The sequence below is a fragment of the Curtobacterium herbarum genome (assembly GCF_016907335.1).
In the GTDB taxonomy this organism is placed as follows: domain Bacteria; phylum Actinomycetota; class Actinomycetes; order Actinomycetales; family Microbacteriaceae; genus Curtobacterium; species Curtobacterium herbarum.
Window position 1 is genome coordinate 2596917 of sequence record NZ_JAFBBT010000001.1, and the last position, 15112, is coordinate 2612028.

Here is a 15112-nt window from a genome sequence, read left to right on the forward strand (position 1 = left end):
ACTCGCGTCAGCCGATCGCCTCGCGCCAGGCGCGCTCGAGTCCGGCACGGTCGAGCAGCGCCGGAGGTCGGACCTCCAGGTCGTCGGCGACGAAGTAGAACACCGCGTCGACGTCCTCGATCGGTCGGCCCGTGAACTCGGCGTACGCGACCCGGTAGAGCGCGAGCTGCAACTGCCGACGGTCCAGGTCGTCGGCACCGCTCGGGGCCTTCCCGGTCTTCCAGTCGACCACCTCGACGCGCCCGTCGATCTCGTACACGGCGTCCAGCTTGCAGACGACGCTGTGCCCGAGGAACGGGATGTGGATCTCGCGCTCGACCTCGACCGGGGTCAGCCCGGCCCACCGTGAGCGGGCGAAGGTGTCCTGGAAGTCGGCCAGCCGTCGGGCGTCGTCGTCGCTCAGCGGGACCTCTCCGGCCGCTGCCGGTCCGCCCTCGGTCACCTCGTCGGGATCGAGGTCGAGCTCGCCGTCCCACGCGTCGAACCCACCGTCCCAGCCGCCGAGCGCCGCCGGGGCCCGACCGCGGGCACGCTGCTCGACCCACTGGTGGAAGAGCGTGCCGAGTCGCGTCGCCCGGTACGGCCGTTCCGGCATCGGTCGACGGAGCCGCTCGGCCACCTTGTCGGGCTCACCGAGGTAGTCCTTGAAGCCCGACGCCGGCACCCGGTGCGGGACGACGACCTGGTGCGCGGCCGACCGGGAGGCCCGCCGCTCCGCGAGCAGCAGGTCGATGTCGGCGGCGTACCGACCGGCGGCGCCGGGGTTCGCGTTCCGGACCCGGTCGGCCGCCGCCAGCACCCGCGGGCCGCGGGAGCCGAACGGGACGTGCGGCCAGGTCTGCGACGCGCCCTGGTCGCCGAGCGGGTTCGACTCGTGGGTCGTCCCGTCCGGGATCCGGTCCGCGTCGAGCACCCCGGCCGCCACCAGGTCGTGCAGGTACCGGCTCGGTGCGGTCGGCTTCACGCCGGTCGACCACGAGGACCCACTGACGAGCAGCTCGTGCTTCGCCCGGGTCAGCGCGACGTAGGTGAGGCGGCGTTCCTCGTCCTCGTTCCGGGCCTTGACCTCGTCCTTGAAGGCGTCGATCGCGTCGACGACGTCCTTCTGGGTCTCCTGTCCGCGCCAGCCCAGACGCGGCAGTTCGTCGGCGTCGCCGCGGAACTCGTACGGCAGCCGACCGAAGCCGAGCCAGCCGGTCGAGCCCTCCTGCGGCCGGGCCGGCAACCCGCCCTCGACCATCCGGGGCACGGCGACCGCGTCCCACTCGAGCCCCTTCGACCCGTGGATGGTGAGGATCTGGACGGTGCCGCCCTCGGGTTCCTCGGACCGCGGCCCCATGTCGTCCCGGCGGGCGGCGGCGTCGATCCAGCCGAGGAACGCGCCGAGGTCGGCCCGGTCGTCGGTCTGGACGAACCCGCTGAGCTCGTCGACGAAGGCGTCCAGGTACGCCGAACCGCCCTGCTCGTGCGCGGTGACCTCGATGTCGAGCCGCATCTCCTGCACCACGAGCGTGACGAAGTCGACCAGGTCGCCGCCGGCCCGGGCCCGCAGCGAGGACAGCTGCGCACCGAGTGCCCGCATGCGCTGCCGGCCGGCCGGGCTGATGCCGTCGAGCGCGCTGTGGTCGTCGGGCGCGGTCGTCACGAAGTCGAGGGCGTCGACGACGGACCCGTGCTCCCCCGCCGCGACCGAGGCCCGGAACGCCGCGGTGACGTCGTCGTCGAGCCGTCGGTGCGTGTGGTCGCGGCCGAACAGCCACCGTGCCAGTCCGTGCAGGGCGACGATGTCCGCCGCCCCGATCCGCCACCGGGCGCCGGCGAGCAGACGGATCAGGTCGTTGCCCGCGGCGGGGTCGTGCAGCACCCGGAGGCACGCCACCAGGTCGACGATCTCCGGCCGCTGCAGCAGTCCACCGGTGCCGAGCACGTGGTACGGCACAGAGCGGGCACCGAGCGCCGCCGTGAACGCGGACAGGTCCTTCCGGGCGCGGAGCAGCAGCGCCATCGACCCGCCGGGGTTCCGGGTGCGGTGGTCGGCGAACCAGGCGGCCACCGCGTCGGCCTCTTCGGGCAGCGTCTCCGGGAACACCGCGCCGACCGTGCCGCGGTCGGCGCCGGGCCGTGGTGCGAGGCGTTCCACCTGGACCTCGGACGCGCTCGAGAGCGGCTCGACGACGGCGTTCGCGGCCGCGAGCACGTCGATCGGGTTCCGCCAGCTGGTCGACAGGGCGTAGGTGACGACCGGTTCGCCCGTCGCGTCACCGAAGTCGGCCGGGAAGCGTGCGAGGTTCGCCGCGCTCGCTCCGCGGAAGCCGTAGATGGACTGGTGCGGGTCCCCGACCGCCATCACCGGGTGGTCGCGGAAGAGCCGTGCCAGGAACCGGGTCTGCACGACCGAGGTGTCCTGGTACTCGTCGAGCAGCACCACGGCGAACCGGGAGCGCAGGTCGTCGGCCACCCGCGGTGCTGCGTCCGCGGCGGCGAGTGCCAGGGCGATCTGGTCCGAGAACTCGACGAAGCCCCGGTCGACCTTCTGTCGGCGGAACTCCTCGACCAGGTCGGCGAGCGGTTCGAGGGACCCGACCGCGGCGACCGCGTCGGTGACGGCCCGGTAGGGCGTGCCACGACTCGAGCCGGGCAGCTCGAGCAGTTCCCCGAAGTCGATCGAGAAGCGACGGAGGTCGGCCGGGTCGACGAGGTGCTCGGACGCGGCCCCGGCGAGCGCGACGACCGCGGCGGTGATGGTGTCGACGTTCCGGTCGAGGCCCGCCAGCCGGTCGTCCCGTGCGGCGACGACGACCCGTCGGGCGAGCTGCCACGCGGAGGGTTCGGTGAGCACCTGGGACTCGCCGTCCCGTCCGACGAGCAGCGCGTTCTCGCGGAAGACGGCGTTCGCGAAGGCGTTGTAGGTGGACACGGTCGGTGCCAGGAAGGCGTCCCCGGCCTCGATCAGTCCGGCGTCCTCGAGCGCGCCGATCCGGTCGTTGATCCGGACGCCGAGCTCGCCGGCGGCCTTGCGGGTGAAGGTCAGCCCGAGCACCTGGTCCGGCTGCACGAAGCCGTTCGTCAGCAGCCAGACGACGCGGGAGGCCATCGTCTCGGTCTTCCCGCTGCCGGCGCCCGCGACGACCAGGGCCGGGGCGAGCGGGGACTCGATGACGGCCCGCTGCTGCTCGGTCGGGCGGGGCTTGCCGAGGGCGTCGGCGATCTCGTCGGCCCCGTAGCGGCGGCGGGCCGGGCGCTCGTCCGGCACCGCGCCTCCCGTCGGGGCGACTTCCGCAGCCGCAACCGTGGTCTCGTCGCTCACCACGTCACCTCGCCCACCACGTGGATGCGGCACTCGGTGCCGGTGCGGGCCCGGTCGCAGTGGTCGTCGACGTTCGCCAGGAACGTCCGCCCCGCCATGCCGCGCGCCACCGTGTGCAGGCGTTCGCGGTAGGCCTCTCGCGACTCCGGGTCGAGGGCCCGCTGCGTCCGTTCGGAGTACGCGTGCGCGCCCTTCGGGTTCTGCACGAAGACGAGCCGGGCGTCCGTGGTCTCCGCACCTTCCGGCACCCCCTCGACCGCCCCGTCCGCCACGGCGAGCTGGTACGCGGCGAGCTGGGGGTGTCCGGGCATGTCGTTCTTCTCGCTCGGCATCGACCGGCCGGTCTTCAGGTCGACGATGCTGATCCGACCGTCGGGGTCGACCTCGATGCGGTCGATGCTCCCCCGCACCCGGGCGGGCCCGGTCACCAGGGCGAAGGACGCCTCGGCGCCGAGCACCCGCCGGCCCGCGCTGGCGAAGGTGCGGAGGTAGTCGCTGAGGCCCTCGATCATCCGCCGGGTCCGCGCACGCTCGCGGTCCGCCACCCACGGCGACTCGAACGTCAGCTCGTCCCAGCGTTCCTCGACCCGGTGCCACAGCGATTCCACGTCGACGTCGGTCGCGTGCTCCATCGCCTCGTGCACGATCGTGCCGATGCCCATCGCCGGGCTCGGCGCACCGCCGCCGAACGTCTGCGCGAACCAGTGCACCGGACACTCCTCGAAGGTGCCGATCCGGGAGGGTGACACCGCCACCGTCGGCGGCACCGGCTCGCCGACCTCGCCGTCCTCGTCGCCGCCCTCGGGCACCACCGGTTCGGCGTCGAGGTCGACCAGGGGTGCGTCCGTCGACGGTTCGACGATGCCGTACCAGTCGTCGGGGGCCGCGCCGGGCACGTCCTCCGCCGCCAAGCGGGCCAGTGCCGAGGCCGCCTCGTGGTCCCCGGTCGCCACCACCCGGCGCCGGAGCGACCCCGCGAGCCCGCGCAGCGACAGCGGGTGCGCGGACGGCTGCCGGTCCGGCGGCACCGGCACCAACCGCACGAACGGTGAGGGTGACTCGTCGTCGTTCGCGACGGTCGCGATGACCACCTGCGTCGTCGCGCGGGACACCGCCCGCACGAACAGGCGGAGCTCGTCGCCGATCACCGCGGCCCGGTCGTCGGTCGGCGAGCGCGGGATCCCCGCCGCCGCACGGACCAGCCCGTCCGGGTCGAGCAGGCTGCCGCGCACCCGCGTGTTCGGCCAGACACCGTCCTGGAGGCCCGTGACCACCACGACGTCGCACTCCAGTCCGACGGTGGCCGAGGGGGTCAGCACGCGGACCCGTCCGGCGGTCCGGTCCGGTCCGATCGAGTCCTCCGGCAGGTCCGCGCCGAGGAGGTCGTCGACGAACACCCGCGCGGGGGCGTCCGGCGTGCGCTCGACGAAGCGCTTCGCGGCGGTGAACAGCCCGACGACCGCGTCGAGGTGTCGGTCCGCCTCGGCGGCGCCGACCCCGCCGGCGACCGACTGCGACCGCCACACCCCGGCCAGGCCGCTGCGTTCCCAGAGGCCCCAGAGAATCTCCTCGATGCTCGCCCCCGACTCGGCGTCCTGCCGGGCGGTGACGAAGCTCGCCGCGAGCCGCATCGCCCGTCGCGCGAAGGCGGCGTCGATCGTGGCCAGGCGTTCCGGGGCGCCGAGCGCGTCGACGAGCAGTTCGTCGGCCGTCCGGGTCCCGCCGCCGGCCAGCTCTTCGCGGCGGAGCGCCAGCCGGAGCCGGCGGATCGCCAGCGTGTCCAACCCGCCGAGCGGCCCGGTGGCGAACGACGTCGCCAGGTCGGCGTCGAGCGGGACGACCCCGAGCGCGACGGCCGCGGCGTCGACCAGGGTCCGTGATGCCGTGTCGTCCCGCGGACGGGTCGGTGCGGCGCCGGCGGTCGCCGGGACCTCGGCCACCGAGAGCGCCCGGACCAGTTCCGGGATCGCGGCACCGCTGCGGGTGACGACGACCATCCGGTGCCACGGGACGCCGTCGAGCAGCCGGTGTTCGCGGAGACGTCTCGCCACCGCGGCCACCATCGCGGAACGGCTGGGCGCTTCCAGGTGCAGGACGGCGTCGGAGCGGCCACGGGCCTCCCGGGCGAGGGCGGCCCGCTGTCTGCCAGCGGCCGCGGTGCCGATCCGCCCGGTGATGCCGGTCACCAGTGCGCGGATCGGGGCCGCGTGCCGGTGCACGGTGCCGAGGACGATCTCCTGCACGTGCGGGACACCGAGGCGCGGGCCGAGGCGGCCGAGGACGTCCGGGACGGCGCCGCGGAACGCGGAGGCGGCGATGTCCGGGTCGCCGAACGCGACCACCTGCACGCCGGAGCGGGCGAGGGCGCCGAGCAGGGCGATCTCGCCCTCGACCAGTTCCTGCACGTCGTCGACCACGACCAGGCGGAGCGCCGCGACCGCGGGCGGCAGGTCGCCGCGGAGCACGGCGGCGGTGGCGAAGGCGACGAGTTCGGCGGCGTCCAGGCTCGTCGACCGGAACGCGGTGACGGCCGCGCGGTACTCGTCGACGAAGTCGCCGACCGCGCGCCACTCGGGGTGTCCGGTGTCGTCGCCGAGCTCGCGCATGTCGTCGGGTTCGATGCCGGCGGCGACCGCCCGCATCATGAGGTCGCGGAGCGCGGTCCGGAAGCCGGCCCGCTCGCGGACGACCTCGGTGATCGGCAGCGGCCAGGCGGGACCGGTGCCGTCGAGTTCGTGGCCGTCCAGGAGGTCCGCGATGATCCGGTCCTGCTCGCCGCCGGTCAGCAGGGTCGGTGCCTCCTGCCCCTGGACGGCGGCCGCGTGGGCGACCACCTGGAAGGCGAGGGAGTTGACCGTGCGGGCCAGGGCGCCCGGCGTGACCCGGTCGACGGCGGCCGCCAGACGGTCACGCAGGGCGGTGGCCGCGACCCGCGCCGAGGTCAGCGCGAGGACGGTGGCGTGTCCGGACGGGTCCACCGCGCCGGGGCGAGCGAACCGGTCGGCGACGAGCCGCGTCAGCGTGCTCGTCTTGCCGGTCCCCGGAGCGCCGATGACGGCCGCGTGCACCTCGTCGGGCAGGGCGAGCACGGCCTGCTGCGCCGGGTCGTCGACCAGTGCGCGCGCGACCGAGCCGAGGTCCGGCGCAGGCGTCAGGGTGGTCGGTGGCACGGTCGTACGGTACCCACCGCAGCCGACATCCCGGGCCGCCCGCGCCGGGGTGCGGACGCGGCCGTGCGCCCGCGGCGAACGCTCCCGGCCGCCCGGGGACGCTCGACTAGGGTGAGGTCGTGGACATCAAGATCGGCATCATCAACAGCCCCCGTGAGATCAGTTTCGAGACGGCGCAGACCGCCGAGGAGATCGAGACCGCCGTGGCCGACGCCCTCGCGGCCAAGGCGACGCACATCTCCCTGACGGACGACAAGGGCCGCCGGTTCATCGTGCCGGTCGGATCGCTCGCGTACGTCGAGGTGGGCGCCGAAGAGTCGCGCCGCATCGGCTTCTTCGCCTGACGCTCCCCGCATGGAGTTCCTCTTCGCCGTCCTCGGCGGGATCCTCCTCGGGGCGATCGCACACGTGGTCGTGCCCTGGCGCACGACCCGTGGGGTGCTGATCGGCCCGGTGGTCGGCGGCGTCGTCGCCGCCGTCCTGTGGGAGGCCCTGACCTGGGCCGGCTGGTCGTACGGCGGGACCTGGATCTGGGTCGTCGCCCTGGTGGCAGCCGCCGCCGCCGCACTCGTCGTCGAGGTCGTGCTCGGGCGTCGCCGCACCGATGCGGACGATGCGCACTACGAGCGGATGGTCAAGCAGGGCGCCTAGCGCAGCTGCGGCAGCGCGGCAGCGACGTGGCAGCAGCCCGTCCACGCCGGCTCAGGCGGTCAGGCCGTCAGGCCGTCAGGCCGAGCGCGTCCATCCGTCGCGTGTGCGCCGCGATGAGCTCGGTCCAGACCGGTTCGAGCCGCTCCTGGTCCTCCCGGGCGTGGGACGCCAGCGCCGACCGGGCCACGAGCAGCGTGTCCCCGACGAGCCGCCGGCCCCACATCGCCAGGCGCGACGCGACGACCGGGTCCTCGTCGATCCGGGCGGTCAGCTCCTCGACCACGGCGGGCTCTTCACGCGTGTCGAACACCGTGCGGAGACGCTGTCGGACGTCGATCGGCAGCGACCGCAGCAGGTTCGCGAACAGGTCGTTCAGGATGCCGGCGGTGACGTACCCGGTGAGCATCGACTCGTACCAGTCCGCACCGCTCGTCCGCTCGAGGAAACGGTCGATCGCGTCCCGGTGCGGGGCCATCAGATCGGCTGGCTCCTTGCCGCCACGCTCGATCTCGGCCACGATGGCACGGTGCCGCTCGAGAGCGGTCGTCGCGAGCACCCCGGTGACCAGACGGCCCGAGAGCGTCGGCGCACCGGCGCCGGCACGGCCCATGGTCTCGTACAGCGACAGCTGCAGGTACGCCGCCTGGCCGAGGTAGACGTCCAGCTCCGGGCTGACGTCGTCCAACTGCAGACGCTCGACGGTCCCGCTGCGCGGGTTCCGCGACGCGAGCCAGGTTGCAGCGAGCTGCCCAGCACGCTTCCGGTTCCACCACGACACCACCCGCCCAGCATAGGGGTCGGGTGATACCCCTCCGGCACGTCGGTAGACTGGTCCGGACTCCTCCCCACGAACAGGGTGAACTTCTTTGACTTTCTCAGAACTCCAGATCGAGCAGGACATCGTCGATGCGCTCGCGAGCAAGGGCATCATCGAGCCCTTCCCGATCCAGCAGCAGACGATCCCGCTCGCCCTGACCGGCCAGGACATCATCGGTCAGGCCAAGACCGGCACCGGCAAGACCTTCGGGTTCGGCCTGCCGCTGATCCAGCGCATCGGCGCCGACCCCGCGCCGGGCGTGAAGGCGCTCGTCGTCGTCCCGACCCGCGAGCTCGCCGTGCAGGTGAGCGAGGACCTCGAGTCCGCGATGGTCAACCGTCCGACGAAGCTCGTCTCGATCTACGGCGGCAAGGCGTACGAGGGGCAGGTCGAGCAGCTCAAGGCCGGCGCGCAGATCGTCGTCGGGACGCCCGGTCGTCTCATCGACCTGCAGCGGCAGCGTCTCCTGGACCTCTCGCACGTGCAGGAGATCGTCCTCGACGAGGCCGACCGCATGCTCGACCTCGGGTTCCTCTCCGACATCGAGCGGATCTTCCAGGCGGTCCCCGAGGTCCGGCACACGATGCTGTTCTCGGCGACGATGCCGGCACCGATCGTCGCGCTGGCCCGCCGCTTCATGTCGCGACCGGTGCACATCCGCGCGACGGACCCCGACGAGGGTCTGATGCAGGCGAACATCAAGCACGTCATCTACCGCGCGCACTCCCTGGACAAGGACGAGGTCATCGCCCGCATCCTCCAGGCCGAGGGTCGCGGCAAGACCGTCATCTTCACGCGCACCAAGCGCGCTGCCGCCCGCATCGTCGAGGAGCTGAAGGACCGCGGTTTCAACGCCGCCGCCGTCCACGGTGACCTCAACCAGGAGCAGCGCGAGCGTGCCATGGCCGCGTTCAAGGCCGGCAAGCGCGACGTCCTCATCGCGACCGACGTCGCGGCCCGCGGCATCGACGTGGACGACGTCACGCACGTCATCAACCACACGATCCCGGACGACCCGGACACGTACCTGCACCGCGCCGGTCGCACCGGCCGCGCGGGCAAGACCGGCATCGCGGTCACGTTCGTCGACTGGGACGACCTGCACAAGTGGACGCTGATCGACAAGGCGCTCGAGTTCGGCATCCCCGAGCCCGTCGAGACGTACTCGTCGTCGCCGCACCTGTTCACCGACCTGGACATCCCGGTCGGCACGAAGGGTCGCCTGCCCGGCACCACCTCGCACGCGGCCACCGCGGGCACGGACCGCTCCGCCGCCAGCTCGCGGTCGGGCTCCGGCGCCGGTTCGCGTTCCGGCAGCGCCGGCGAGTCCCGCTCCCGGAACCGCACCCGGTCCGCCGGGTCGGAGTCGTCCGGGTCGCGTCGTGGCTCGGGTGACCGCACGGCTCCGGAGCGCACTGCGCCCGGCGCCGACGCGAGCACGCAGGACGTGACCACCGCGGCCGCCACGGTTCCCCTCGACGGTGCGCCGACCTCCCCCGCCGGCGACGAGTCCGGGGACGGCACGCAGAAGCGTCGTCGCCGTCGCCGCCGTCGTGGCGGTTCGTCGGAGGCGACCGCCTCGAGCCCGCAGGGTTCCTCGGACGGCGAGTAGCGCCTCCAGACCGATCGGCCCCGTCACCACGGTGACGGGGCCGTCGTCGTCTCCGCGGTCGGGCCCGGTGCGCGGCTTGCGGACGGGAGGCCCGGGGCCGGGCCCGCAGGAGCGCGTCACGCCAGCTGCGTCAGGCCAGCCGCGTCAGGCCAGGCTCGTCAGGACAGCCGCGAGCCCGGGCCGACCACGGGCTCGCTGCCGGTGGCCTGCTCGACGATCGCGTCGAACGAGCGGCGGCACGTCCGGTGCTCACCGAGGCGGTTCGGCTTGCCCTCGCCGTGGTAGTCGCTCGACCCGGTGACGAACAGGCCGAACTGCTGCGTCCAGTCGAGCAGGGTCCGCTTGCCGTGTGCCTGGTTCTCGCGGTGGTCGACCTCCAGGCCGGCGAGGCCCGCGTCGACGAGGTCGCGGAGCATCGGCTCGTCGATCACGATCCCGCGCGACGACGCTGCCGGGTGCGCGATCACGGGCACCCCACCGGCGGCGCGGATGAGCTCGACACCGCGCAGCGGGGACGGGGCGTCGTGCGGCTGGTAGTAGCCGGACGACGGGTGCAGGATGCCGCGGAACGCCGCACTGCGGTCCGACTCCAGGCCGAGCCGGACCAGCGCGTCGGCGATGTGGGGGCGGCCGATGGTCGCGCCCTCGCTCGACTCGGCCAGGACGTCGTCCCAGGTGATCGGGTGGTCACGGCCGATCGCGTCGACCATGCTGCGGGCCCGGGTGAGGCGGCCGTCACGGATCGCGGTCGTCTCGGCGACGAGGCCCGGGTCCTCGGGGTCGACCAGGTACCCGAGCACGTGCACGCTCCGCCAGCCGATCCGGGTGCTGAGTTCGAGCCCCGGCACCAGCGTCATCGGCAGCTGCCGGACCGTCTCGGCGGCCTCGTGCCACCCCGCGGTCGTGTCGTGGTCGGTCAGGGCGACGCCGTCGAGGCCGCTGGCCGCAGCGGCCCGGACGAGGTCCGCCGGGCGCTCGGTGCCGTCGGAAACGCTCGAGTGAGCGTGCAGGTCGATGAACGGATCAGGCACCCCGTCATGCTACCGACCGGCCACCATCCGGTCGGACGCCGTTCACAGACGCCGCTCCCCGGCCGTGCGCTCGGCCGAGGCGGACCAGCCGTTTCCTCCGGTGGGACGTCGAGCAGGCCCCGCGGTCGGCCCGGCCGCGTTCCGAGCGGGGTCGGACCGCACGTCGTCGGACATCGGCCCGCTCATCCGATGCTCCGGCCCACCGGTCGCTAGGGAAGTCTCAGTCACCTCGCTGTGGACTGCGTGCCGTCGGAGTGGGATGATCCGACCCATGCAGCGGGGACAGGTCATCTGGGGTTGGGTCACGAGCATGACGGGCGCGGTCATCGTCCTGCTGATGGCGTGGCAGGTGCTCGTCGAGGGCATGTGGCTCGGCAGACAGGTCGACGTCGCCGGGAGCTACTCGTACGGGCCCATGTACATGGCGGCCGCACTCGGTCTCGTGCTCGTGATCGGCGGAGTCGCCACCGCGATCTCCGCACGACGACACGGGCACTGACGCAGGCACTGACGCAGCAGCGAACGGGTGCCGAGGCGCATCGTCGCGCGCAGCTGAGCGTGCAGGTCGATGAACGGATCAGGCACCCCGTCATGCTACCGACCGGCCACCATCCGGTCGGACGCCGTTCACAGACGCCGGTCCCCGGCCGTGCGCTCGGCCGAGGCGGACCAGCCGTGCCCCTCGGACCAGGAGAGCGTCACCCAGCACCCGGGGGCGCCGTGTGCGGTGGGGTGCACGACGACCCCGACGATGTCCGGGACGGCTGCGTCGTCGGACGTCACCCGCGCCTCCGCGTCCGGGTCCACGGCGAGCGCCGGCGCGCAGGTGCGCCACGCCGTCGCCGCGGTCGCCCGCTGTCCCCGGCTCACCGCCGCGTCGAAGCGGCGCTCGTCGTGGTGCCGCAGTCCGTCGACAGCGGCCCGGCGGGCGTGCAGCTCGGACCCCGGGGACGGCTCGCCGCCGACATCGGTCGGCGTGCTGTGGACAGCGCACCCGGCCAGGAGGACCGTGGCCGCGCCCGCCACGAGAGCTGCGGTGACCCGGCGCTCGCGACCCGCTCGCACGGCCGTCACCGGACGTCCCGCCAGCGCCGGCTCGGCGGGAGCAGGTGCATCGTCGTGACGGCAATGCGGAGCGGCAGCCCGAGGACGAACACCAGGATCGTCCTCGGTGTCGAGAGCAGGGCGTAGCCGAAGACCTGCAGCACCTCGGTGAAGGCGCCGCCGACGATGGACCACGCCGCGATCACCACGTCGGTCAGCGCGCCGGTCGAGACCACCTGGAACGGCAGCGCGAGCCAGACGATCGCAGTACCCGAGGGCACCCCGACCTGCTGACGAGGGAGCACCATCCGCGGGACCTGCTGCCAGTCGGCCATGGCTGGATGCTAGCGCCAGCGGCGTCCCCGGCCGCCGTCACCCGGCCCCCGGCCCCCGGCCCCCGGCACCTGCGAACTCGCCGCGGAGCCGGAGATCCGCGGCGTCCGTCCAGGCACGTCCTGCCGCCGCCGTGCTTGGATGCAGCGAGACCGGATCAGGCCTTGCGAGCAGTGAGGCGGACGTGATGGTCATCCTGGGAGCGGAACGCGCACAGTCGTTGCGGCGCGAGGTGCAGGCAGCGCGCGCTGCTGGACACCTGCGCAACCGTCTCGAGTCCTTCCCGGGCACGGCGTGGGCTCGGTGGTCGCTCCGCGTGGCCTTCGCTCTGCCGTTCCTGGTGGTGGCGACCATCAGCGCAGACCCGACGGTGTCCTCGATCACGGTGAACCAGACCGCTGTCGACCACGTCTCCACGCTGGCGTGGAACCGCGCTGACGTGGCCTGGATCAGCCAGCTCTACCCACCGCTCGGGACCGTCCTGGTGCGTTTGATCCCCGGCGGTGCGGCCGGACTGGCGCTGGTGGGAGCGCTCGTCGCCGGGGTCCTGCTGCAGCTGCTGCTCGAGGTCATGGTGCAGCGTCGGTTCGAGTGGTGGACGTGCGCGGTGTTCCTCGTGGCGATCGGCGCCAACCCGCTGTTCGCCTACACCGCCACCGGCAACTTCGAGGCCTTCCTCAGCATCGCGTTCTTCGGGATCGGCGCGATCAACAAGGTCCGCTTCGTCTCGAGCGGGAACACGAAGGCCGGGTTCGAGTCCGGCATCCTCTTCATGCTCGCCGCACTCGCCGATGCCTCCGGCCTGGTGCTCGTGGTCGCCGCAGCGGTCACGGCTCCCCTGCTGTCCGTGGCGCGACGGGCCGAGTCGGGGGCGCGGTGGTCGAACGTGCTCATCGTGCTGTTCCCGACGATCGCCGTGTTCAGCGCCGTGATGTTCCTCCAGCTGCTGTTCGGGCGCAGCCCGTTGTCGGTGTTCGAGAACGCGGTCCACTTCGACCCGACGCTCGGCGCACTGGTGCCGCACCTCTTCACGACCCTCGACGGCGTGCTGATCCTCGCCCCGGTCGCCAGCGGTTCGGCGTTGGCGCTCCTCAGCCGTCGGCCCGGTTCGATCCTGATCGCGGTGTTCGTCTTCATCGCACTGGTCCTCGGGTACGTCTTCGGCCTGATCCCGGTGAACTCCGCGGGCAACGTGTTCCTCGTGATGACGATGATGGGGATCGCGGTGGTCCCGGCGGCCCGCACGGTCCGGGCGAGCGTCCTCATCACCGTCGTCGGGGGCCTCCAGGTCCTCATCGCGTGGACCGCGGCGGTCAACCGACCGGTCACGGTGAGCTGGATGACGGCCATCGGACACGCCCTCGGGTGGCGATGAGCGATGGTGCACCCGATCCCGACGACGCCCGGCCGGCACGTCGCCCTCGTCCGTCCCGACGAGCTCACGGAACTCGAAGCCGACGGCGTCGACGCGACGCTGCAACGGGCCGGGTCCGGACAGCGGTACCTCGCGGAGGACTGGATGCCGCTGCGGATGCTCCCGGACGGCACGATGCTCGTCGCCACCTCCGCGCGTGCCGGTGACGCGTCGCTCGCCGACGCACTCGCCGAGGAGCTCGGTGCCCCCGTCACGTTCGTGCCCGTCGACAGCTGGACGCTCCGCCGTGCGGTGCTGGGCCGGTTCCACGGTGCCGTGGCCGACGCGGCGGCGAACGAGCTCCACGACCGGAACCCGACGCTCTCCGCTCGCGTCGTGTTCTCCCGCACCCAGAAGCTGACGGGAGGCGCGCTCCTCCTGATCGCGATCGCCTGCGCGGTCGTGTGGCCGGCACCCACCGGCATCGCCGCGCTGACCGCGGCGAGTCTGGTGTTCCTCGCCGGTACCGGGTTCAAGTTCGTCGTGGCGACGCAGGGCGCACGCTACGACGTCGTCGAACGCATCACGGACACTGAGGTGGCCGCGTTGGACGACGCCGACCTGCCCACGTACACGGTCCTCGTCCCGGTGTTCCGCGAGGCGAACATCGTCGCGCAGTTGATCGACAACCTCGGCGGACTCGACTACCCGGTGCACAAGCTCGAGGTGATCATCCTGACCGAGGAGGAGGACCAGGAGACCCGGGACGCGATCGCCTCGGCGAACCCGCCGCCGCACTTCCGCGTCATCTCCGTCCCGAAGGGGCACCCGCAGACGAAACCGCGCGCGTGCAACGTCGGCCTCTACGTCGCCACCGGTGACTTCCTCGTCATCTACGACGCCGAGGACACACCGGACCCGGACCAGCTCAAGAAGGCGCTGATCGCGTTCGCGCGCGGTGGTGAGTCCACCGTGTGCGTGCAGGCGGCGCTGAACTACTTCAACGCCCGGGAGAACGTCCTCACCCGGATGTTCACGCTGGAGTACTCCTACTGGTTCGACTACATGCTCGCCGGGCTCGACCACTCCTCGCTGCCGATCCCGTTGGGCGGGACGTCGAACCACTTCCGCACCGCGTCCCTGGTCGAACTCGGCGGGTGGGACCCGTACAACGTCACCGAGGACGCGGACCTCGGCATCCGGGCGAGTGCCGTCGGCTACCGCGTGGGCGTGATCAACTCCACCACGATGGAGGAGGCCAACACCTCGATCCCGAACTTCATCCGGCAGCGCTCCCGGTGGATCAAGGGCTACATGCAGACGAGCCTCGTGCACGCACGGCGGCCGGTGGCCCTCATCCGTGAGATCGGTCTCCGCCGGTTCTCCGCGTTCGTGCTCCTCATCGCGGGCACCCCCGCGACGTTCCTGTGCGTGCTGCCGTTCTCCGCGCTCACCCTGGTGACGTTCGCCGTCCCGCAAGGCACCCTCCAAGCGCTCTTCCCGGTCTGGGTGCTCTGGCTGTGTCTGTTCAACTTCCTCGTCGGCAACGCGATCATGATCTACCTGTCGATGATGGGACCCTTCAAACGCGGGACCTTCCACCTGATCCTCTGGTCGCTGCTGAACCCGGTCTACTGGACCCTGCACTCGATCGCGGCGTACAAGGCCCTCTGGCAGCTGCTCACCCGCCCGCACTACTGGGAGAAGACCGAGCACGGGCTGACGACCCAGGGCCCGGCGGACGGGACGACCGCCTCCTGACCCGCGGACCGGACCGCGCATCGGTGCATCTG

12 protein-coding genes are annotated in these 15112 nt (G+C 72.7%); 6 read left to right on the plus strand and 6 right to left on the minus strand.

What is annotated here, in order from left to right; all coding sequences use genetic code 11:
• Nucleotides 1–7 precede the first annotated feature (7 nt).
• A complete protein-coding gene (locus tag JOD51_RS12330; protein WP_259557710.1) occupies nucleotides 8–3307 on the minus strand; it encodes an ATP-dependent DNA helicase in 3300 nt (1099 codons plus the stop codon).
• On the minus strand, nucleotides 3304–6477 hold the full coding sequence (locus JOD51_RS12335; RefSeq protein ID WP_204608903.1) for an ATP-dependent helicase: 3174 nt from the start codon (nucleotides 6475–6477) through the stop codon (nucleotides 3304–3306). Before JOD51_RS12335 ends, JOD51_RS12330 begins: the two co-directional genes overlap by 4 nt.
• Before the next feature lie 119 nt (nucleotides 6478–6596).
• Between JOD51_RS12335 and JOD51_RS12340 the strand changes: the two genes are divergently transcribed.
• Nucleotides 6597–6821 (plus strand): DUF3107 domain-containing protein, encoded by a 225-nt coding sequence (locus JOD51_RS12340; protein WP_204608906.1) that lies wholly within the window; start codon nucleotides 6597–6599, stop codon nucleotides 6819–6821.
• A gap of 10 nt (nucleotides 6822–6831) precedes the next feature.
• Nucleotides 6832–7128 carry a hypothetical protein gene (locus JOD51_RS12345; RefSeq protein ID WP_204608908.1) on the plus strand — a complete coding sequence of 99 codons (297 nt, stop codon included), beginning with the start codon at nucleotides 6832–6834 and terminating at the stop codon, nucleotides 7126–7128.
• A gap of 67 nt (nucleotides 7129–7195) precedes the next feature.
• Here the strand turns inward: JOD51_RS12345 and JOD51_RS12350 are convergent, their stop codons facing one another.
• The gene (locus tag JOD51_RS12350; protein WP_259557707.1) at nucleotides 7196–7909 is read right to left on the minus strand and encodes a ferritin-like fold-containing protein; all 714 of its coding nucleotides are present in this window, start codon (nucleotides 7907–7909) and stop codon (nucleotides 7196–7198) included.
• Between the two features lie 85 nt (nucleotides 7910–7994).
• Here JOD51_RS12350 and JOD51_RS12355 point away from each other — a divergent pair, with 85 nt between their 5' ends.
• Entirely contained in the window at nucleotides 7995–9557 is a 1563-nt protein-coding gene (locus JOD51_RS12355) for a DEAD/DEAH box helicase (RefSeq protein WP_204608911.1), read from the plus strand.
• A gap of 158 nt (nucleotides 9558–9715) precedes the next feature.
• On the opposite strand, the gene JOD51_RS12360 is transcribed toward JOD51_RS12355, so the two are convergent.
• Nucleotides 9716–10588 carry a PHP domain-containing protein gene (locus tag JOD51_RS12360; RefSeq protein WP_204608913.1) on the minus strand — a complete coding sequence of 291 codons (873 nt, stop codon included), beginning with the start codon at nucleotides 10586–10588 and terminating at the stop codon, nucleotides 9716–9718.
• A 271-nt stretch (nucleotides 10589–10859) separates the two neighbouring features.
• Between JOD51_RS12360 and JOD51_RS12365 the strand changes: the two genes are divergently transcribed.
• Nucleotides 10860–11087, plus strand: coding sequence for a hypothetical protein (locus JOD51_RS12365; RefSeq protein ID WP_204608916.1), 228 nt, complete (start codon nucleotides 10860–10862; stop codon nucleotides 11085–11087).
• 128 nt (nucleotides 11088–11215) lie between these two features.
• Here JOD51_RS12365 and JOD51_RS12370 read toward each other — a convergent pair whose 3' ends face one another.
• Together JOD51_RS12370 and JOD51_RS12375 are read right to left on the minus strand one after the other, a co-directional pair.
• Nucleotides 11216–11653, minus strand: a complete 438-nt coding sequence (locus JOD51_RS12370) for a hypothetical protein (RefSeq protein ID WP_204608917.1) — start codon at nucleotides 11651–11653, stop codon at nucleotides 11216–11218.
• A 5-nt stretch (nucleotides 11654–11658) separates the two neighbouring features.
• Nucleotides 11659–11967, minus strand: coding sequence for a hypothetical protein (locus tag JOD51_RS12375; RefSeq protein ID WP_204608919.1), 309 nt, complete (start codon nucleotides 11965–11967; stop codon nucleotides 11659–11661).
• Nucleotides 11968–12152: 185 nt separating this feature from the next.
• Between JOD51_RS12375 and JOD51_RS12380 the strand changes: the two genes are divergently transcribed.
• Together JOD51_RS12380 and JOD51_RS12385 are read left to right on the plus strand one after the other, a co-directional pair.
• Nucleotides 12153–13340 carry a hypothetical protein gene (locus JOD51_RS12380; RefSeq protein ID WP_204608921.1) on the plus strand — a complete coding sequence of 396 codons (1188 nt, stop codon included), beginning with the start codon at nucleotides 12153–12155 and terminating at the stop codon, nucleotides 13338–13340.
• Nucleotides 13341–13343: 3 nt separating this feature from the next.
• Entirely contained in the window at nucleotides 13344–15080 is a 1737-nt protein-coding gene (locus tag JOD51_RS12385; RefSeq protein WP_204608923.1) for a glycosyltransferase, read from the plus strand.
• The last annotated feature ends 32 nt before the right edge of the window (nucleotides 15081–15112 follow it).

What these genes read in the sequence shown, in the direction of transcription:
- JOD51_RS12345 (WP_204608908.1), top strand. Translation starts at nt 6,832, where the DNA reads ATGGAGTTCCTCTTCGCCGTCCTCGGCGGGATCCTCCTCGGGGCGATC.
- JOD51_RS12365 (WP_204608916.1), top strand. Translation starts at nt 10,860, where the DNA reads ATGCAGCGGGGACAGGTCATCTGGGGTTGGGTCACGAGCATGACGGGC.
- JOD51_RS12375 (WP_204608919.1), bottom strand. Translation starts at nt 11,967, where the DNA reads ATGGCCGACTGGCAGCAGGTCCCGCGGATGGTGCTCCCTCGTCAGCAG.
- JOD51_RS12380 (WP_204608921.1), top strand. Translation starts at nt 12,153, where the DNA reads ATGGTCATCCTGGGAGCGGAACGCGCACAGTCGTTGCGGCGCGAGGTG.
- JOD51_RS12385 (WP_204608923.1), top strand. Translation starts at nt 13,344, where the DNA reads ATGGTGCACCCGATCCCGACGACGCCCGGCCGGCACGTCGCCCTCGTC.